The sequence below is a fragment of the Stenotrophomonas mexicanensis genome (assembly GCF_032911605.1).
Classification (GTDB): Bacteria; Pseudomonadota; Gammaproteobacteria; order Xanthomonadales; family Xanthomonadaceae; genus Stenotrophomonas; species Stenotrophomonas maltophilia_A.
Genome location: NZ_JAWJTG010000003.1, coordinates 14,652 through 33,074 on the forward strand (window position 1 = coordinate 14,652; position 18,423 = coordinate 33,074).

General features: G+C 66.7%; 20 protein-coding genes. 4 read left to right on the top strand and 16 right to left on the bottom strand.

The genetic code is table 11. The features are described 5' to 3' along the window. Nucleotides 1-8: 8 nt before the first annotated feature. A complete protein-coding gene (gene smeD / locus R1L06_RS02565; RefSeq protein ID WP_154264460.1) occupies nt 9-1,193 on the bottom strand; it encodes a multidrug efflux RND transporter periplasmic adaptor subunit SmeD in 1,185 nt (394 codons plus the stop codon). A 227-nt stretch (nt 1,194-1,420) separates the two neighbouring features. On the opposite strand from smeD, the gene smeT reads away from it, so the two are divergent. Continuing rightward, nucleotides 1,421-2,080: an efflux transporter SmeDEF transcriptional repressor SmeT gene (gene smeT, locus R1L06_RS02570; protein WP_032129009.1), complete on the top strand. Its 660-nt coding sequence runs from the start codon at nt 1,421-1,423 to the stop codon at nt 2,078-2,080. A 45-nt stretch (nt 2,081-2,125) separates the two neighbouring features. Further along, nucleotides 2,126-3,118: a Gfo/Idh/MocA family protein gene (locus R1L06_RS02575; protein WP_317216850.1), complete on the top strand. Its 993-nt coding sequence runs from the start codon at nt 2,126-2,128 to the stop codon at nt 3,116-3,118. 54 nt (nt 3,119-3,172) lie between these two features. Here the strand turns inward: R1L06_RS02575 and hslU are convergent, their stop codons facing one another. The 9 genes from hslU to R1L06_RS02620 all read right to left on the bottom strand — a co-directional run bounded on the left by hslU (nt 3,173) and on the right by R1L06_RS02620 (nt 11,017). After that, a complete protein-coding gene (hslU, locus tag R1L06_RS02580) occupies nt 3,173-4,546 on the bottom strand; it encodes an ATP-dependent protease ATPase subunit HslU (protein ID WP_014038532.1) in 1,374 nt (457 codons plus the stop codon). A 103-nt stretch (nt 4,547-4,649) separates the two neighbouring features. Beyond that, a complete protein-coding gene (gene hslV, locus R1L06_RS02585; RefSeq protein ID WP_005411093.1) occupies nt 4,650-5,201 on the bottom strand; it encodes an ATP-dependent protease subunit HslV in 552 nt (183 codons plus the stop codon). Between the two features lie 172 nt (nt 5,202-5,373). Further along, nucleotides 5,374-5,574 (bottom strand): DUF3079 domain-containing protein, encoded by a 201-nt coding sequence (locus R1L06_RS02590; RefSeq protein ID WP_032129030.1) that lies wholly within the window; start codon nt 5,572-5,574, stop codon nt 5,374-5,376. A 77-nt stretch (nt 5,575-5,651) separates the two neighbouring features. Further along, nucleotides 5,652-6,542 (bottom strand): tyrosine recombinase XerC, encoded by an 891-nt coding sequence (gene xerC, locus R1L06_RS02595; RefSeq protein WP_317216851.1) that lies wholly within the window; start codon nt 6,540-6,542, stop codon nt 5,652-5,654. Nucleotides 6,543-6,555: 13 nt separating this feature from the next. Continuing rightward, complete coding sequence (locus R1L06_RS02600) at nt 6,556-7,230, bottom strand: DUF484 family protein (RefSeq protein ID WP_317216852.1); 675 nt, start codon at nt 7,228-7,230, stop codon at nt 6,556-6,558. After that, a complete protein-coding gene (gene dapF, locus R1L06_RS02605; protein WP_317216853.1) occupies nt 7,227-8,078 on the bottom strand; it encodes a diaminopimelate epimerase in 852 nt (283 codons plus the stop codon). The genes R1L06_RS02600 and dapF overlap by 4 nt, the downstream gene beginning before the upstream one ends. Beyond that, nucleotides 8,071-8,343 carry an LPS translocon maturation chaperone LptM gene (gene lptM, locus R1L06_RS02610; protein ID WP_317216854.1) on the bottom strand — a complete coding sequence of 91 codons (273 nt, stop codon included), beginning with the start codon at nt 8,341-8,343 and terminating at the stop codon, nt 8,071-8,073. Before lptM ends, dapF begins: the two co-directional genes overlap by 8 nt. Before the next feature lie 82 nt (nt 8,344-8,425). Beyond that, nucleotides 8,426-8,851, bottom strand: coding sequence for a YbaN family protein (locus R1L06_RS02615; RefSeq protein ID WP_317216855.1), 426 nt, complete (start codon nt 8,849-8,851; stop codon nt 8,426-8,428). A 54-nt stretch (nt 8,852-8,905) separates the two neighbouring features. Further along, entirely contained in the window at nt 8,906-11,017 is a 2,112-nt protein-coding gene (locus R1L06_RS02620) for a S9 family peptidase (RefSeq protein WP_317216856.1), read from the bottom strand. 192 nt (nt 11,018-11,209) lie between these two features. Here R1L06_RS02620 and R1L06_RS02625 point away from each other — a divergent pair, with 192 nt between their 5' ends. After that, a complete protein-coding gene (locus tag R1L06_RS02625) occupies nt 11,210-12,397 on the top strand; it encodes a pyridoxal phosphate-dependent aminotransferase (RefSeq protein WP_317216857.1) in 1,188 nt (395 codons plus the stop codon). Nucleotides 12,398-12,533: 136 nt separating this feature from the next. Here the strand turns inward: R1L06_RS02625 and R1L06_RS02630 are convergent, their stop codons facing one another. Continuing rightward, nucleotides 12,534-14,630 carry a prolyl oligopeptidase family serine peptidase gene (locus tag R1L06_RS02630; RefSeq protein WP_049463220.1) on the bottom strand — a complete coding sequence of 699 codons (2,097 nt, stop codon included), beginning with the start codon at nt 14,628-14,630 and terminating at the stop codon, nt 12,534-12,536. A 69-nt stretch (nt 14,631-14,699) separates the two neighbouring features. Continuing rightward, complete coding sequence (locus tag R1L06_RS02635) at nt 14,700-15,026, bottom strand: hypothetical protein (RefSeq protein ID WP_049399225.1); 327 nt, start codon at nt 15,024-15,026, stop codon at nt 14,700-14,702. 127 nt (nt 15,027-15,153) lie between these two features. Here R1L06_RS02635 and R1L06_RS02640 point away from each other — a divergent pair, with 127 nt between their 5' ends. Further along, entirely contained in the window at nt 15,154-15,756 is a 603-nt protein-coding gene (locus tag R1L06_RS02640) for a lipocalin family protein (RefSeq protein WP_197615757.1), read from the top strand. A gap of 40 nt (nt 15,757-15,796) precedes the next feature. Here R1L06_RS02640 and R1L06_RS02645 read toward each other — a convergent pair whose 3' ends face one another. The 4 genes from R1L06_RS02645 to R1L06_RS02660 form a co-directional block, all read right to left on the bottom strand. Continuing rightward, nucleotides 15,797-16,096, bottom strand: coding sequence for a HigA family addiction module antitoxin (locus tag R1L06_RS02645; protein WP_049463234.1), 300 nt, complete (start codon nt 16,094-16,096; stop codon nt 15,797-15,799). A 10-nt stretch (nt 16,097-16,106) separates the two neighbouring features. Next, nucleotides 16,107-16,385 carry a type II toxin-antitoxin system RelE/ParE family toxin gene (locus R1L06_RS02650; protein WP_080356578.1) on the bottom strand — a complete coding sequence of 93 codons (279 nt, stop codon included), beginning with the start codon at nt 16,383-16,385 and terminating at the stop codon, nt 16,107-16,109. Between the two features lie 254 nt (nt 16,386-16,639). Then, nucleotides 16,640-17,329, bottom strand: a complete 690-nt coding sequence (locus tag R1L06_RS02655; RefSeq protein WP_032129021.1) for a methionine ABC transporter permease — start codon at nt 17,327-17,329, stop codon at nt 16,640-16,642. Then, nucleotides 17,326-18,333 (bottom strand): methionine ABC transporter ATP-binding protein, encoded by a 1,008-nt coding sequence (locus R1L06_RS02660; protein WP_032129022.1) that lies wholly within the window; start codon nt 18,331-18,333, stop codon nt 17,326-17,328. Before R1L06_RS02660 ends, R1L06_RS02655 begins: the two co-directional genes overlap by 4 nt. Nucleotides 18,334-18,423: the final 90 nt, after the last annotated feature.

The following is an 18,423-nucleotide window of genomic DNA, read 5'->3' on the forward strand; positions in this document are numbered from 1 at the left end:
TTCTCCGCTTACTTCGCGTCGCCGGCCGGAGCGGCAGGCTGGGCGGCGGCTGCCGGCTTGGCCGGCGCAGCGCCCTTCTCGGTGGCCTTGACCGGCATGCCGGGGCCGATCTTCTGCAGGCCTTCGACGATGACCTTGTCGCCGGCCTTCAGACCGTCCTCGACCAGCCACTTGTCGCCAACCGTGCGGCTGACCTTGACCGGGCGCACTTCGACCTTGTTGTCCTTGTCGACCACCATCGCGGAGGTGTCACCCTTCGGATCGCGGGCGATGCCGGCCATCGGCACCAGCACTGCATCGCTGCGCACGCCGCCACCGATCACCGCGCGCACGTACGTGCCCGGCATCAGCAGGCCGTCCGGATTGTCCACCTTCACGCGCAGGCCGAAGCTGCCAGTGGCCGGGTCGACGCTGACTTCGGAGAACTCCAGCGTGCCCTTGTGCTCGAAGGTGCTGCCGTCTTCCATCAGGATGCTGACCGGCAGCGTCTGGTTGTCCTGCAGGCGGCCCGCGGCCAGCTCGCGGCGCAGCTGCAGCAGCTCGGCCGAGGACTGGGTCAGGTCGACATAGATCGGGTCCAGCTGCTGCACGGTGGCCAGCGCATTGGCCTGGCCGGCGCTGACCAGCGCACCCTGGGTGACGCTGGACTTGCCGATGCGGCCGCTGATCGGCGCGGTGATGCGGGCGTAGCCCAGAGTGACGTTGGCCGCATCCAGCGCGGCCTTGGCGGCACCGACGTCAGCCTCGGCCTGCTTCTGCGCGGCCACCGCGTTTTCCAGGTCCTGCTGGCTGACCGCATCGACCTTGGCCAGCTCGGTGATGCGCTTGGCGCTCAGGCGCGCGGCGTTGGCGGTGGCCTCGGCACGCGCCAGCTGGGCACGGGCACTGTTGGCCTGTGCGCGGTAGCTGGCGTCCTCGATCTGGTACAGCGGCTCGCCAGCCTTGACCATGCCGCCCTCGGTGAACAGGCGCTTGGCGACGATGCCGTTGACCTGCGGACGCACTTCGGCGACCAGGAAGGCGTTGGTACGGCCCGGCAGCTCGCGGGTCAGGCCCACGGTCTCGGACTTCAGCGTGACCACGGTGACGTCACCCGGGCCCTGTTCGGGGGCCTGGGGTTGGCCGCCGCAGGCAGCCACGGTCGCGGCGATTGCCAGCGACAGTGCAAAGGGTCGGATTCGGCTCAGCAACATGACGGAAAGGCTCTTGAAGGAAAGGGTCTCAGCCAGCGCTGATACGGCGGACCCTCCACCAGCGAAGGTGAAGACCGTGCGAACAGCGCCCACCCGGGTGGAGTGGGAGCCGGACGGGCCTGCCACGCACACGACGGGAATGATGGGTGCGAAATATACATACATGCTTGTTTGTTTGTAAACCGGTACAATTCAGCCACGTTTCACCCGCACTCGTACCCACACCCATGGCCCGCAAGACCAAAGAGGACACCCAGGCAACCCGGGAAGGCATCCTTGACGCCGCCGAAGCCTGCTTCCATGAACACGGCGTGGCCCGTACCACGCTGGAGATGATCGGCGCCCGCGCCGGCTATACCCGTGGCGCGGTGTACTGGCACTTCAAGAACAAGAGCGAGGTGCTGGCCGCGATCGTCGAACGGGTGCACCTGCCCTTCATGCAGGAACTGGAGCGCACCTCCACCGACCAGCGCGACACACCGGTGCACGACCTGCGCGCAGTGATGATCCACTCGTTCATCGAGCTGTCCGAGGACGAACGCCTGCGCAAGACCATGGAGATCATGCTGCGCAGTGACGCCTCGGCCGATACCAAGGTGCTGACCGAAATGCAGCAGGCCGGCTTCCGCGATGCGCTGGACCGGATGGAGCGCGCCCTGCGCCGGGCCCAGGACCTGGGCCAGCTGCGCGAAGGCGCGGACCCGAAGATCGCCGCGCGCATGCTGCACGCCACTGTGCTGGGCGTACTGCATGGCGCGATGGTCGAACCGGAACTGATGGACCTCAAGCGCGACGGCATGCTTGCGCTGGACATGACCCTGGCCGCCTACGTGAAAGAAGGCGTGTTCGTGCCCGGGACGGTGCCCGAGCCGCTGCCCGAAGCGTGAGTAGAGCTGCTGCCGCCACCGCGACACTCATCTGAGGACGGACCCATGATCCTGGACAACGTGGTGTGGGGCTTCATCGGCTGCGGCAGCGTCACCGAGAAGAAGAGCGGGCCGGCCCTGGCCAACACGCCGGGCTCACGGGTGGCGGCGGTCATGCGCCGCAATGCGGCGTTGGCCGAGGATTATGCGCGGCGCCATGCGATTCCCCGCTGGTACGCGGACGCCGATGCACTCATCGCCGACCCGGAAGTGAACGCGATCTATGTTGCGACGCCGCCCTCCACGCACATGCACTACGCATTGCAGGCGATTGCCGCGGGCAAGCCGGTCTACATCGAAAAGCCGATGGCCATGGACCACGGCGAGTGCCAGCGCATCATTGAAGCCAGCGCGCGCAGCGGCGTGCCGGTGTTCGTGGCCTACTACCGTCGCGCCCTGCCCCGCTTCGCGCAGGTGAAGCAGCTGCTGGACAGCGGCGCGATCGGCACACCGCGCAGCGTGCGCGCCACCCTGCACCGGCCGCATTCGGCGAATGCCACATCGCCGGACTTCTGGCGGACCAACCCGGCGATCGCCGGCGGCGGGCTGTTCGTCGATCTGGGCTCGCATACCCTGGACCTGCTGGACCATCTGCTGGGGCCGCTGAGCGATGTGCGTGGCCTGGCCAGCTCGTTGACCGGCGCCTACGTCGCCGAGGACAGCGTCTCGATGTGCTTCCGCACCGGGACGGGGGCGCACGGCATCGCCCAATGGAGCTTCTGCGCGTTCCGCCGCCAGGATGAAATCGAAATCACCGGCGATCGCGGACAACTGCGCTTTGCCACCTTCGAGGACGTTCCGGTGGTTCTGGAGACGGAAGCGGGCGTGCAGGCGTTCGACATCCCGAACCCGCCGTCGATCCAGCAGCCGTTGATCGCCACTCTGGTGGACGAGCTACGCGGCAACGGCCACTCACCATCCAACGGCATCAGCGCCGCCCGCACCAGTGCGGTGATCGACCAGGTGCTGCAGGCCTACCGCACACGGCACTCGCGCTGACTGCCAAAGCAGAAGGCCGCCTTTCGGCGGCCTCATGCTTTGCAGCGTCGGGCGTTACAGGATGTAGCGGCTCAGGTCCGGGTCCTGCACCAGCTCACCCAGATGTGCATCGACGTAAGCGCTGTCGATGGCCAGGGTTTCGCCGTCGCGGTCCGGTGCCTCGTAGCTGAGCGAATCCAGCAGCCGCTCCAGCACCGTATGCAGGCGACGGGCACCGATGTTCTCCTGGCGCTCGTTCACCTGGAAGGCGATCTCGGCCAGACGATCGATGGCGTCGGCAGTGAAGCTGACCTTGACGCCTTCGGTGGCCAGCAGCGCTTCGTACTGTTTGGTCAGCGCGGCCTTCGGCTCGGTCAGGATGCGCACGAAATCACCCTTGCTCAGCGCACCCAGCTCCACGCGGATCGGGAAGCGGCCCTGCAGCTCCGGAATCAGGTCGCTGGGCTTGGCCAGATGGAACGCGCCCGAAGCAATGAACAGGATGTGGTCGGTCTTGATCGTGCCGTACTTGGTCGACACGTTGGAGCCTTCCACCAGCGGCAGCAGGTCGCGCTGCACGCCTTCGCGCGACACGTCGCCACCACCGACGTTGTCACCACGCTTGGCGACCTTGTCGATCTCGTCGATGAAGACGATGCCGTGCTGCTCGCAGGCCTCGATCGCGGCAGTGCGGATGTCGTCCTCGTTGACCAGCTTGCCGGCTTCTTCCTCGATCAGCAGCGGACGCGCGGCCTTGATGGTCAGCGTGCGCTTGTGCGCCTTGGCGCCGCCGCCGAGGTTGGCGAACATCGACTTCAGCTGCTGGCCCATTTCCTCCATGCCCGGCGGGGTCATGATGTCCATGCTGACGTTGGCAGCCAGGTCGAGCTCGATCTCGCGCTCGTCCAGCTCACCGTTGCGCAGCATCTTGCGGAACTTGATGCGGGTCTCGTTGTCCTGCGCCGACGGCTCGTTGCGGGCGACTTCCGGATCGAAACCGATGCCACCGCTGCGGCGCGGCAGCAGCGCATCGAGGATGCGGTCTTCGGCGCGCTCCTCGGCCTGGGTACGCACGCGCACCTTGGCCTGTTCGCGGTACAGCTTGACCGCGGTATCGGCCAGGTCGCGGATGATCTGCTCGACGTCCTTGCCGACGTAGCCGACTTCGGTGAAGCGGGTGGCTTCGACCTTCACGAACGGTGCGTTGGCCAGGGTGGCCAGTCGACGCGCGATCTCGGTCTTGCCGACGCCGGTCGGGCCGATCATCAGGATGTTCTTCGGCATCACTTCATTGCGCAGCTCGGGCACCAGCTGCATGCGGCGCCAGCGGTTGCGCAGGGCAATGGCCACGGCGCGCTTGGCGTCGTGCTGGCCCACGATATGCCGGTCCAGTTCCTGCACGATCTCGCGCGGGGTCATGGTGGCGGAGGAAACTTCGATCTTCGACATGGATGTGCTCACGGATTCATTGTCGGTAGTGCCGGCCACTGGCCGGCAACCAGGCACGCGTGCGGGGGATCATGAGGTTGCCGGCCAGCGGCCGGCACGACCCTTACAGCTCCTCGACCACCACGTTGCGGTTGGTGTAGATGCAGATGTCGCCGGCAATGCCGATCGCTTCGCTGGCAATGGTGCGCGCATCCAGTTCGGTGTGCGCCATCAGTGCGCGCGCGGCCGACAGTGCATAGGAACCACCGGAACCGATGGCGATGATGCCGTCCTCCGGCTCGATCACATCACCGGTGCCGCTGATGATCAGCGAGGTTTCCTTGTCGGCCACCGCCAGCAGGGCCTCAAGCTTGCCGAGGCGGCGCTCGGTGCGCCAATCCTTGGCCAGTTCGACCGCAGCGCGCTGCAGCTGGCCGTGCTTTTCCAGCTTGGCCTCGAACAGCTCGAACAGGGTGAAGGCATCGGCGGCGGCACCGGCGAAGCCGGCCAGCACCTGGCCGTCTCGGCCGAGGCGGCGCACCTTGCGCGCATTGCCCTTCATCACGGTGTGGCCCAGCGTGACCTGGCCGTCGCCGGCAATGGCCACGTGCTCGCCGCGACGGACGCAGACGATGGTGGTGGCGTGGAAAACGTTGGGATTCTGACTGGGGTCCATGCGGCCTCCGATAGCTGTTCCCGGGACATGGGGACAGCGCCGGGTGCGATCAAGCCTGCGCGGATGGCTGCCGTTCAGCGCTTGGCGGCGCCCTATGGGAAGAGGGCGCCCTTTTAACGAGCGCATCGCAATGCGCGCGGACCCCGCCGCCCGAACGTGGAACGCCTGCCGTTCAGCGCTTGGCCTGCGACGGCCGGTCCGGATTCGGCTCGATGCCCCAGGCGAGGTACCAGTCTTCACCCTGCGTCTCGATCGGATGCTGGGTGCGCCCGGAGCCATTGCCGCAGGCCAGGGCGTCAGCCGCGCAGTAGCGGTCGCAGCCCCAGCAGATGCGCTCGGGGTGTTTGGGATGCAACGGTATGGGCTTCGCCATGGTGGCGGTGTCCTCGTGGCCTGCGGCCACGATGCGCCGGTAGCGCCCGCCCTGCCCTGATCCAGATCAAGGGCGTTCTATTCAGCCTTGTCGTCCTTGCTGCGCCGCTTCGCACGTGGATGCGCGGCGTCGTAGACCTTGGCCAGGTGCTGGAAATCAAGGTGGGTGTAGATCTGGGTGGTTGCGATGTCGGCATGGCCAAGCAGTTCCTGCACGCCACGCAGGTCACCGGACGATTCCAGGATGTGGCTGGCAAAACTGTGCCGCAGCATGTGCGGATGCACGTGCTTGAACAGGCCCTGGCGCTGCGCCAGCTGGCGGATGCGGATCTGCACCGCACGCTGGCTGATCGGCCCGTTGCGACCGGGAAACACCGGCGAGGCCGGGCCGCCGCCACTTTCCGCACGCCACGCCTGCAGCGCTTCGCGCGCCGGCCGGCCGAACGGCACGCGACGCTGGCGGTTGCCCTTGCCCAGCACGTTGACCAGGCCGCTGTCGAAATCCAGGTCGCGCCAGGTCAACGCGCAGACTTCGCTCAGACGCAGGCCAGAGGAATAGAACAGTTCCAGCAGCGCGCGGTCACGGCGGCCGAGCTCACCTTCCGGTTCCAGCTCGACCAGCTGCACGGCTTCGTCGGCGTCAAGCACCTGCGGCAACCGGCGCGGCGCACGCGGCGCCTTCAGCGTCGCCGCCGGACTGACCTCGATGCGCCCGTGCTTGAGCAGCCAGGCGTAGAAGCTGCGGCAGGCCGACAAGCGGCGCTGCAGGCTTTTGGGTGACAGGCCTCTGCGGTGCTCATCGGCAACGAACTGGCGCAGCGCCTCGGCATCGAGTGCTTCCACCGCAACACCGCGCGGCTCGGCCCAGGCCGACAGCGCGTCCAGGTCGCGGCGGTAGGCGTCGAGCGTATGTGCCGACATCCGCCGCTCTACCTGCAGATGCTGCAGGAAGGCCTGTACCGCGCTCATCGTCGTATCCTGCTCAGCCCGGGAAGCGCTTCAGGCCGGTGGCCAACGCATCGCCCATCATGCGCAGGAACAGCGTGCCCATGCCCGGGTAGAAGCGGTTCGGGTCGTGGCTGCCCACGGCAATCAGGCCCACACCCGGCAACGGCAGCAGCGCGGTGGTCTGCACTTCTTCGCTGCGCACGCCATACAGCACGGCATTCTTTTCCGGCTGCAGGCGGCCGCAGATCGGCTCGCCGTCGTTCAGGCAATCGCGGAACGGGCCCAGCTGCGGATCGTCCGCGGCGATCACCTGCAGCCAGTCGGCCTGTTCCAGCCCGGCCACCGGTGTGTGCACCACCAATCGCACCAGGTCGCCGGCGAAATCTTCCTGCAGCGACGCTGCCATCGCACGCAGGGTGTCGGCGGCGGTGTCCTGCTTCATCAGCGCCAGGGTCAGCTGATGCGTGCGCACTGCCAGGCGTTCATTGACCTGGGCGGTGGCACCCAGATCGGCCAACCGTCGTGCCAGCTCGCGGTTCTTCTCGCGCAGCACTTCCAGCTGGTAGCTGGCCAGCGACGCGGTCGGGCCGTCGTCGCGTGGCACCACCAGGGTCAGGGCCAGGTCCGGGAACTGCTTGAGGAAGCCGGGATGTCGCCGCAACCAGGCAGCGACTTCATGGGCCCCGAGCTTGTCGACGGTTTCGGTCATGCGATCCACTCCCCTTCGAAGACGAATGCGGTCGGGCCGGCCATCACCACCGGCTGGCCATCGCCCGGCCACTGGATGCGCAGGTCCCCCCCGGGCAGGCTGATGCGCGCATCGCGCTGCAGGCGGCCACGCTGCATCAGGGTCACCGCAGCGGCGCAGGCGCCGCTGCCGCAGGCCAGGGTTTCGCCGACGCCACGTTCATTCACACGCAGACGTGCATGCGCCGGGCCCATCACCTGGGCAAAACCCACGTTCACCGAGCGCGGGAACGAGGCATGCTGCTGCAGCAGCGAACCGACGCGCTCGACCGGTGCTGCATCGATCAGGCCCACTTCGATCACCGCGTGCGGATTGCCCATCGACACCGCGGCGAAGCGTATGCTCTCGCCCTGCAACGGCAGCAGGTACTCCTCGCGTGCATGGGCGAAGCCCACCAGCGGCACGTTGACCGGCTCGAACGCAGGCACGCCCATGGTCACCGCGAACTGGCCATCGCCCAGGGCCTTCACCTCATGACTGGCCAGCGGGCTGTCGATGACGAACTGATCCCCCTGCGCACTGCCCTCACGCATCAGCCAGGCCGCGATGCAGCGCGCGCCGTTGCCGCACTGCTCGGAGTTGGAACCGTCGGCATTCCAGATGCGGTACGACGCCACCGAGCCTTCCGCGCGCGGCGCTTCGATGGTCAGGATCTGGTCGCAGCCGACGCCGGTGTGGCGGTCGGCCAGGCGCGCGGCCAGTTGAGGCGGGGGCGGCGCGCTGCCGTCACGCAGGTCGATCACTACGAAATCATTGCCCGCGCCATGCATCTTGCTGAAGCGCAGGGCCTTGGAACCGGCCTTACTCATTCCCGCCGCCCACCTTCTTCGCAGGCGCAGGCGCCGGTTGCGTGGTCGGTGCAGCCGGGTCCACGGTCGTGGCCGGCGTGGCGCTGCCCTGGGTCTGCGCCGGGGTCGCTTCGGTAGCGGGCTCGGCAACCGGCTCGACGGTTTCTTCCACCGGCACCGGCTTCTGCGGCAGTACCAGCGGGCCCTTGTTGCCGCAGGCGGCGAGGAGCAGCAGCGAGGCCGCTGCCAGCGGAATCAGGATGGCGTTTCGATGGGGGATCTTCATACCCCGAGTATAGCCATTGGCGGCTGAGCGGTTGGTGCAGGGGATCGGGTTGCGGGCCAGCGGCCGGCACCACCGCAGGCGCTCAATCTGCAGGCGGCGGCAGCGGCCGGGTCCACAGCCAGATCGCCACCATGGTCATGCTGCCGATCGAGAACCACTTCACCCAGGCGATCGGCACGCACCACAGCATGATGCCGGCGCACACTGCCATGGTGATCGTGGCCATCCACTTGCCGTAGCGGCTGACCGCCCCGTATGCCTGCCAGTTGGCAATGGCCGGGCCGAAGCGCGGGTGCTGCAGCAGCCAGTTGTGCAGGCGCTCGGAACCACGCGAGGCAGCCCAGGCCGAGATCAGGATGAATACGGTGGTGGGAAGGCCCGGCACGAAGATGCCGACGATACCGGTGCCCAGGCTGACGTAGGCCAGCAGCCACCACGCCCAGCGGAAACGCACCACGCGCGGTGGCGTGGCAGCATCGCGGGATGCGGAGGGGTCGGGCTGGCTCATGGCCGCAAGGATACCGGTTCGGGATGCCAGGCAACGCCCGGCACCCCTGCACCATTACGGCTGGGCGATGCCCAGCTGCTGCAGCACGAACGCGTACGACTCGGACAGTTCACGGTAGCGCTGGAAGCGCCCCGACTTGCCGCCGTGGCCGGCTTCCATGTTGGTGCGGAACAGGATCGGGTAATGGCCGGTGTTGTCGTCACGCAGCTTGGCCACCCACTTGGCCGGCTCCCAGTACTGCACCTGCGAATCCCACAGACCGGTGCCCACGAACAGCGCCGGGTACGCCTGCTGCTTCACGTTGTCGTAGGGCGAGTAGGACAGCATGTAGTCGTAATACTGCTTCTGCTCGGGGTTGCCCCACTCGTCGTATTCGTTGGTGGTCAGCGGAATGGTCGGGTCGAGCATGGTGGTGACCACGTCGACAAACGGTACCTGCGCCACCATCACCCGGTAGTCCTGCGGCGCCTGGTTGGCCACGGCGCCCATCAGCAGGCCACCGGCGCTGCCGCCGGACGCGGCGACGCGATCCTTCGCCGCCCAGCCCTGTGCGACCAGGCCGCGGGTGACGTCGATGAAGTCGTTGAAGGTGTTCTGCTTGTGCAGCAGTTTGCCGTTCTCGTACCAGTCGCGGCCCATCTCCTGGCCGCCACGGATATGGGCGATGGCATACACCACGCCACGATCGAGCAGGCTCACCGCGGTCTGGTTGAAGTACGGATCCATCGACATGCCGTAGCTGCCATAGGCGTACTGGAACAGCGCGCCCTTGCCATCCTTCTGGTAGCCCTTGCGGTAGACCAGCGACACCGGCACCTTCACGCCATCGCGTGCGGTGATCCAGACACGATCGGTTTCGTACTTCGACGCGTCATAGCCGATCACCGGTTGCACCTTCAGCTGACGGCGCTCACCGGTGGCGGTGTTCAGCTCGAACACGGTGGTGGGGGTGGTCATCGAGGTGTAGACGTAGCGCAGCCACGGCGTATCGGCCTCGGTGTTGTCGCCCAGACCCATCGAGTACGCCGGCTCATCGGCCTTCACGTAGTCGCTGCGGCCATCCTTGAACAGCAGACGGATGCGTTCCAGGCCCTCGGAACGTTCGGCAATGGCAGTGTACGCATCGAACAGCTCGAAGCCTTCGATGAAAACCGCATCGTCATGCGCGATCCAGTCCTTCCACTGTGCGCGCGAGGTCGCATCGGTCGGTGCGGTGACCAGCTTGAAGTTCTTCGCACCGTTGTTGGTGCGGATCACCCAGCGGCCGTCGTAATGGTCAGCGTCGTACTCCACATCGCGCTGGCGCGGCGCCAGTACGGTGAACGTGGTCGGGTCGCTGGCCGGCGCGTAGCGCTCTTCCGAGGACACGGTGCTGTGCACGCCGATGGTGATGAAGCGATCGTCGCGGGTGCGGCCGATGCCCATGTAGAAGCTGTCGTCCTTCTCTTCGTAGACGACGGTGTCGGCACTGGCCGGGGTGCCCAGCACGTGCTTCTTCACGCGTACGGTCAGCAGCGTTTCCGGATCGTTCTCGACATACAGCACGGTGCGGTTGTCGTCGGCCCAGACCAGGTCGCCGGAGCTGCCGGTGATCACATCGGGCAGCACCTTGCCGGTAGCCAGGTCCTTGAAGCGGATGGTGTACTGGCGGCGACCGACATCGTCATCGGCCCAGGCCAGCAGCTGGTTGTCCTGGCTGACTTCCATCGAGCCGACGCTGAAGTAGCCCTTGCCGGCGGCCATCGTGTTGACGTCCAGCAGGATTTCCTCGGCGGCATCCATGCCGCCCTTGCGGCGTGCGTGGATCGGGTAGTCCTGGCCGGTCTCGAAGCGGCTGTAGTACCAGTAGCCACGCTCGCGCGCCGGCACGCTGGAATCGTCCTGCTTGATGCGGCCGACGATCTCCTTGTACAGGGTGTCTTCCAGCGGCTTCAACGGCGCCAGCAACTGGTCGGCATAGGCATTCTCGGCCTGCAGGTAGGCCAGCATGTCCTTGTTCTCGCGCTTGTCGTCGCGCAGCCAGTAATAGTCGTCGTTGCGGGTCGCGCCGAACGGCGCCTTGACCACATGCGGATGCTTGGCGGCATCCGGCGGAACGGGCGGCGTGGCGGCGGTGGCAGTGGTGGTCATCAGGCTCGCAAGCAACAGGCAGAGGGTGGATTTCATGAGATAAGGCTCCTTGAGCCGCAATGCAATGGCGTCCTTGTGCTCGAGTCTGGGTTGCAGGAGGGTTGCGGGCAACCCTGCGGATCGTCATGGGTCGTGCTGGCCGCTGGCCGGCAACCTCGGGATAAACAGAGGCGGGTGGTTGCCGGCCAGCGACCGGCACTACCAGGACGCGCGGCGTACCATGGGCACATGAGTACCCTGCCCCACACGCCGGGCTACAGCCGGCGCAGCCATGAAATCGCTCCGTTCCACGTGATGTCCCTGCTGGCCCGCGCGCAGGCGCTGGAACAGGCGGGCCACGATGTGATCCACCTGGAAATCGGCGAACCGGACTTCACCACGGCCGAACCGGTCGTGCGTGCTGGCCAGGCCGCATTGGCCGCCGGCCATACCCGCTACACCGCCGCACGTGGCCTGCCGGCCCTGCGCCAGGCGATCAGCGGCTTCTATCGCAGCCACTACGGGCTGGACATCGACTCCGAGCGCATCCTGGTCACTCCCGGCGGCTCCGGTGCGCTGCTGCTGGCCAGCAGCCTGCTGGTCGACCCCGGCCGCCACTGGCTGCTGGCCGACCCCGGCTACCCCTGCAACCGTCATTTCCTGCGCCTGGTGGAAGGCGGTGCACAGCTGGTGCCTGTCGGCCCGGACACCGCCTACCAGCTCACACCGTCGCTGGTGGAACAGCACTGGAATGCCGACAGCGTCGGCGCACTGGTGGCCTCCCCCGCCAATCCGACCGGCACCGTGCTGTCCGCCGACGAACTGGCGGCACTGTCGCAGGCCCTGCACGCGCGTGGCGGCCATCTGGTGGTGGACGAGATCTACCACGGCCTGACCTACGGCCTGGATGCACCCAGCGTGCTTCAGGTGGACGACAGCGCGTTCGTGCTGAACAGCTTCTCCAAGTATTTCGGCATGACCGGCTGGCGGCTGGGTTGGCTGGTGGCGCCGCCGGCGGCGGTGCCGGACCTGGAGAAGCTGGCACAGAACCTGTACATCAGCGCGTCGAGCATCGCCCAGCATGCCGCACTCGCCTGCTTCAGCGAGGAATCGATGGCGATCTTCGAACAGCGCCGCGAGGCGTTCCGCCAGCGTCGCGACTATCTGCTGCCGGCGCTGCGCGAGCTTGGTTTCCGCATCGAAGTGGAACCGCAGGGTGCGTTCTACCTGTACGCCGACGTCAGCGCGCTCACCGATGACGCGCAGGCGTTCTGTGCGCACTTCCTGGAAACCGAACACGTGGCGTTCACCCCGGGCCTGGATTTCGGCTTCCACCGCGCCAACCAGCACGTGCGGCTGGCCTACACCCAGGAAGTGCCGCGGTTGCAGGAGGCGGTGGCGCGGATTGCACGCGGGTTGAAGAGCTGGGGCGCCTGATCGATCTGCGCGAACGGCATCCACGCATGGCGTGGATCTACTGACCCAGCGCACGATACGTAGGTAGATCCACGCCATGCGTGGATACGTGAACCCAACGAAAAACGCCGCCCTGGGGCGGCGTTTTCCGTTCTGCTTACTTGCCGCCCAACCGCTCCCACAGGAAGCTGTAGGCCAGTGCGGACATGTGTGCGGCCTGCGCGTTGTTGGCTGCGCCGCCGTGGCCACCTTCGATGTTCTCGTAGTAGGTCACGTCCTTGCCGGCGTCGATCATCTTCGCCGCCATCTTGCGGGCATGGCCCGGGTGCACGCGGTCATCGCGGGTGGAGGTAGTGAACAGCACCGGCGGGTAGTTCTTCTTCTCGTTGAACAGATGGTACGGCGAGAAGGTCTTGATGAACTCCCAGTCGCTGGTGTCCGGGTTGCCGTATTCGGCCATCCACGAGGCACCGGCCAACAGGTGGCTGTAGCGCTTCATGTCCAGCAGCGGCACCTGCACCACCACTGCACCGAACAGTTCCGGGTACTGGGTCAGCATGTTGCCGGTCAGCAGGCCACCGTTGCTGCCACCCTGCACGCCCAGGTGCTTGGCGCTGGTGATCTTGCGCTTGACCAGATCGCGCGCCACCGCAGCCATGTCTTCATAGGCCTTGTGACGGTTCTGCTTCAGCGCTGCCTGGTGCCAGCGCGGGCCGTACTCGCCACCACCACGGATGTTGGCGACCACGTACACACCGCCCTTCTCCAGCCAGGCGCGGCCCATGCCACCGGAGTAATTCGGGGTCAGCGAGATCTCGAAGCCACCATAGCCGTACAGCAGGGTCGGGTTGGAGCCGTCCAGCTTCATCGCCTTGTCGTGCACCACGAAGTACGGCACGCGGGTGCCGTCCTTGCTGGTGGCGAAGTGCTGCTCGATCACCTTGCCCTTGGCATCGAAGAAGGCCGGCATGGTCTTCAACGTTTCCGGCGCCTGGCCGATCTCGGCCAGAGCCAGCGTGGTCGGGGTCAGGTAGTCGGTGGCGGTCAGCCACACCGCATCGCTGTCGTTGCTGTCCACTGCGCCCACGGCCAGCGTGCCAAAGGCCGGCGCGCCGACGAAGCGGCTGGTCTGCCAGCCATCGGCGCCCGGGGTCAGCACCGACAGGCGGTTCTTGACGTCATCCAGCACGTTCAGCACCAGGTGGCTCTTGGTCCAGGTGGCGCCGGCCAGCGAGGTGGTCGCGGTCGGGGTGAACAGCACCTCGAAGTCGCGCTTGCCGGCCAGGAAGTCGTCCAGCTTCGTCGCCAGCAGCGAACCGGACGCGTAGGTCTTGCCGCCCACGGTCCACGGATCGCGCAGTTCCAGGGTCAGCCACTGTTTGTGCAGGCCCTTCTCGGCCGAGTTCGGCGCGTCGATCTTGGTCAGCGTGCCATCGTCGCCACGCAGGTAGAGCTCGTTGTTGTAGAACGCCAGCGTGCGGCTGACCAGGTTGCGCTCGAAGCCCGGGGTGTCATCGTGCATCGCCGCGATGTACATGTCTTCCGGCTTGCCTTCGTACACTACGGTGGCCGAGGTCATCGGCGTGCCGCGCTTCCACAGCTTGGCCACGCGCGGGTAGCCGGAGGTGGTCATCGAGCCCGCACCGAAGTCGGTGTAGACGAACACGGTGTCGCGGTCGACCCAGTTGAGGCCGCCCTTGGACTCGGGACGGAAGAAGCCGTCCTTGATCCAGGTCTTGTTGGCCAGGTCGAACTCACGGGTGACGTCGGCGTCGGCGCCACCGCGCGACAGCGCGATCAGGCAGCGGCTGTAATCCGGGCGCAGGCAATCGGCGCCGTGCCAGACCCAGTTCTCACCCTCGGCCTTGTTCAGCGCATCCAGGTCGAGCACGGTTTCCCACTGCGGCGAGGCCTTGCGGTACTCGGCCAGGGTAGTGCGCCGCCACAGGCCGCGCTCGTGCTGCTGGTCCTTCCAGAAGTTGTAGTAGTAGTCGCCGATCTTCTGCACGCCGGGGATCTTGGCATCGGAGTCGAGCACCTCGCGGATGCTGGTCTCCATCTGCTTGAAGGCCGGGGTCTGCGCCAGGCGCGCCTCGGACTTGGCGTTCTGTTCCTTGACCCAAGTCAGCGGCTTGTCGCCGGTGACGTCTTCGAGCCAGGCGTAGCGATCGGTGTCTTCAGCGGCCACGGCGGTCCCCACCGAGGCAGCGGTCATCATGCCGGCCAGCAGGCAGGCGGAAGCGAGTCGAGACATTGCAGCTCCAGGCAGTCATAAGCCGTGGAACGCTAGCATGGATCGCCGCGGCCGCCCCCGTGTCGAAGGTCAGGCCGCAGCGGTGGAGCCGCGACGGCCTCGCGCCGCCCCGCCGCTACGGCGACGTGCCTGTCCACCGGTACGACGCGCCAGCCGCAGCCACGACAGGCGCGGCAACGGAAAGCGCAGCAACGCCCACCAGGCCACCAGCGGCATGCCCACCAGCCACATGGGTAGCCAGCCCAGCCAGGCACTGCTGCCGCGCGCGGCCGGCCAGACCAGTACCAGCGCCATACCGGCCAGGGCCAGCTGCTGCACGCTGCGCAGCAGGCGCGGGTCGGCACGCTCGAGAATGACGCGTTCAGTTGCAGAGCGGCGGACGGAACGTGCGTTCATGGGGCTTCTCCGGTGGACAATGCAACACAGCATGGGCAACCCCCTTCTCACAGGTTGCGACACCATTGACGGATCGCGTGCACACAGTCGACCATGCGCGTGCAAGCCCACTGGAGCCCGCTCCCGCATGACTTCGATCCGCCCGCTCTGCGCCGCGCTGCTGGCCCTTTCCCTGGCCGGCCCCGCCGTGGCCGCCAGTGAGCCGCCGTCGCCCCGTACCAGCGCCTCTGGTGCGGCTGCCCTGGACGCACCGATCGACCTGAAGCGCTTCATGGGTACCTGGTACGTGATCGGCCGCGTACCGAACTTCATCGAGCGCGGCCATGTGGCCAGCGTCAATAACTACGAACTGCGCGACGAGCACAAGGTCGGCATTACCTACCGCTACCGTGATGGCTTCGGCGAACCGCTGCAGGAAGTGCGTGCCCGCGCCAGCGTCGACCCGGACAGCGGCAACCACGGCTGGCGCACCTGGTTCTACCGTGTCGTGCCCACCCATTCGAGGGTGCTGGAAGTAGCGCCGGATTACTCGTGGGCGCTGATCGGCTATCCCGGCCGTGAAATGGCCTGGATCTTCTCGCGTACGCCGGACATGGACAAAGCCCTGTACAAGGAGCTGGCCGAGCGCCTGCGTGACGAGTACGGCGTGAACACCGACAAGCTCAAGCGCGTGCCGCAGCACCCGGAGCAGGTCGGCAAGCTGGGCTACGAAGTACCGAACGTGCGTTGACTGGATTGTGGCCGCGGACCTCGGTCCGTGCGCCCCGAATTCACGCTGCCCGCGGCTGTACCCGTCGCTCGATCTCGCTGCGCGTTGGCAATGTCTTGAGGTCGTAGGCCGCCTGCATCGCAAGCCAGGACGCGGCATCCCCACCAAAATGTCGCGCCAGCCGTGCCGCGGTATCGGCCGAAATACTGCGCTCCCCGTGCACGATGGCGTGCAGCCGTGTTGCGGGAACATCCAAGGCCCTTGCCAGCGCGTTCACGCTCAACGCCAGAGGCATCAGGAACTCTTCGCGCAGGATCTCGCCAGGATGGATGGCGCGCATGCCGTTGTGGGGACGCTTCATGGCGGGCACCTCAGTGATAGTCAACAATTTCCACGGCATCGGCACCGTTGTCAGTCCAGGTAAAGCACAGCCGCCACTGGTCATTGATACGCAAGCTGTACTGCCCTCTCCGATCACCTGACAGCGCCTCGAGTCGGTTCCCGGGCGGGCTGCGCAGGAATGCCAACGTCTGTGCCGAGTCGAGCAGCTGCAGCTTGCGCTCGGCAGCCCGCCGGATCGAAAGCCAGGCACGTGGACAGGTTCCTTCAAACAGGGCACGGGTCTGCTTGCAGCGGAATGAACGGATCATTCCGTAAAACGTATTACGTTGAACGGAACATACCAAGGAACGGGGTGTGCTGCCAGTCCCAGTCTGGCGATATCGATTCCTGATGGGTGTGGCGGCTTCCAGAGCCTGGCGCTATGACAGGCACACTGTCGAAGTTCTGCAGGCTCTGCCGGCCAGCGGCCGGCACTGCCATTTCCAGGCAATGGGGTAGAGCCGGCCGCTGGCCGGCTGCCGCGATGCACCGGGCGACGCCGGGGCAGCGCCCCGGCGCCTCGTCATTTGCGGCTGTAATGCGCGACCAGGCGGTCGCCGAGCATCTGCAGCAGCTGCACCAGAACCAACAGCAGGACCACGGTAACCAGGGCCACGTCGGTGTGCGAACGCTGGTAGCCATCGCGGAACGCCAGGTCACCAAGGCCGCCGGAACCAATCGCACCGCCCATCGCGGTGAAGCCGATCAGCGCCACGGTGGTGACCGTCGCACCGGCGATCAGGCCGGGGCGCGCCTCGGGCAGCAGCACGCGGGTGACCAGCTGCCAGGTGGTGGCACCCATCGACTGGGTCGCTTCGATCACGCCACGGTCCACTTCGCGCAGTGCGGTTTCGACCAGGCGCGCGTAGAACGGCGCGGCACCGATCACCAGCGGCACGATCGCACCGCGTACCCCCAGCGACGTCCCCATCAGGAACAGGGTGACCGGGATCAGCACGATCATCAGGATGATGAAAGGCACCGAGCGCAACAGGTTCACCACCAGCGCCAGCACGCCGTAGGCGAACGGACGGCGCTTCATCTGCGGCGCGCCGAACAGGTACAGCAGCACGCCCAGCGGCAGGCCGATGGCCAGGGTCAGCGGCAGCGAACCGAGCAGCATCAGCAGAGTGTCGATGGTGGCCTGGCCGATGTCGGCCCACTTGCCCGCATCCAGGTGGCGGAAGAATCCGCCGGCAGTGGCGATGATCATCGACGCAGCTCCTCAACGTGCACGCCGGCAGCCACGAACGCGGCCTGCGCGGCGGACTGGTCACCGCCCACCAGGGCGACCACCAGCTGGCCATACGGGGTGTCCTTGATCCGGTCGATACGGCCGGACAGGATGTTGTAGTCGACCCCGGTCTCCCGCGCGACACTGCCGAGCAGGGGTTCGTAGGTGTCTCCGCCGAGGAAGGTCAGCCGCACAATGCGGCCACCGACGGCATCGAAATCACGATGCAGCGCGCCTTCGTCCACGTGCTCCGATTCGCTGACGAAACGGCGCGTGGTCGGGTGCTGCGGATGCAGGAACACCCGGGTGACCGGCCCGGTCTCGACCATCTGGCCGGCGTCGAGCACGGCGACACGGTCACAGACGCGGCGGATCACATCCATCTCGTGGGTGATCAGCACGATGGTCAGGCCCAGCTCGCGGTTGATCTTCGACAGCAGCGACAGCACCGAGGCCGTGGTCTGCGGATCCAGCGCACTGGTGGCCTCGTCACACAGCAGAATCTGCGGGCGGGTCGCCAGCGCACGGGCGATGCCGACGCGCTGCTTCTGGCCACCGGACAGCTGTGCCGGGTACTTCTGCGCGTGCGCCTCCAGGCCCACGGTCTGCAGCAGCTCGGCCACGCGTGCATCGATCTCCGCCTTCGGCGTGCCCGCCAGCTCCAGCGGGAAGGCAACGTTGCCGGCCACCGTGCGCGAAGACAACAGGTTGAAGTGCTGGAAGATCATGCCGATGCGCCTGCGCAGCGCGCGCAGACCGTCCGCATCCAGTGCGGTGACATCCTCGCCACCGATCAGCAGGCGACCACCGCTGGGCTCTTCCAGGCGGTTGATCATGCGGATCAGGGTCGACTTGCCGGCGCCGGAATGGCCGATGATGCCGAATACCTCACCGGCCTCGATGGTCAGGTCCAGCGGCTGCAGCGCGCTGACTGCGCGGCCGGCAACGGCATAGGATTTGTGCAGGCGCTGGAACTCGATCACGGGCGTGGCTCACCGGCTGGGTGACGGAAGGGGGCGTGCAGCCTACCAGCGCAGGCGGTCGTGCGCCCGCGCCATGGGCCAGAATGTTAT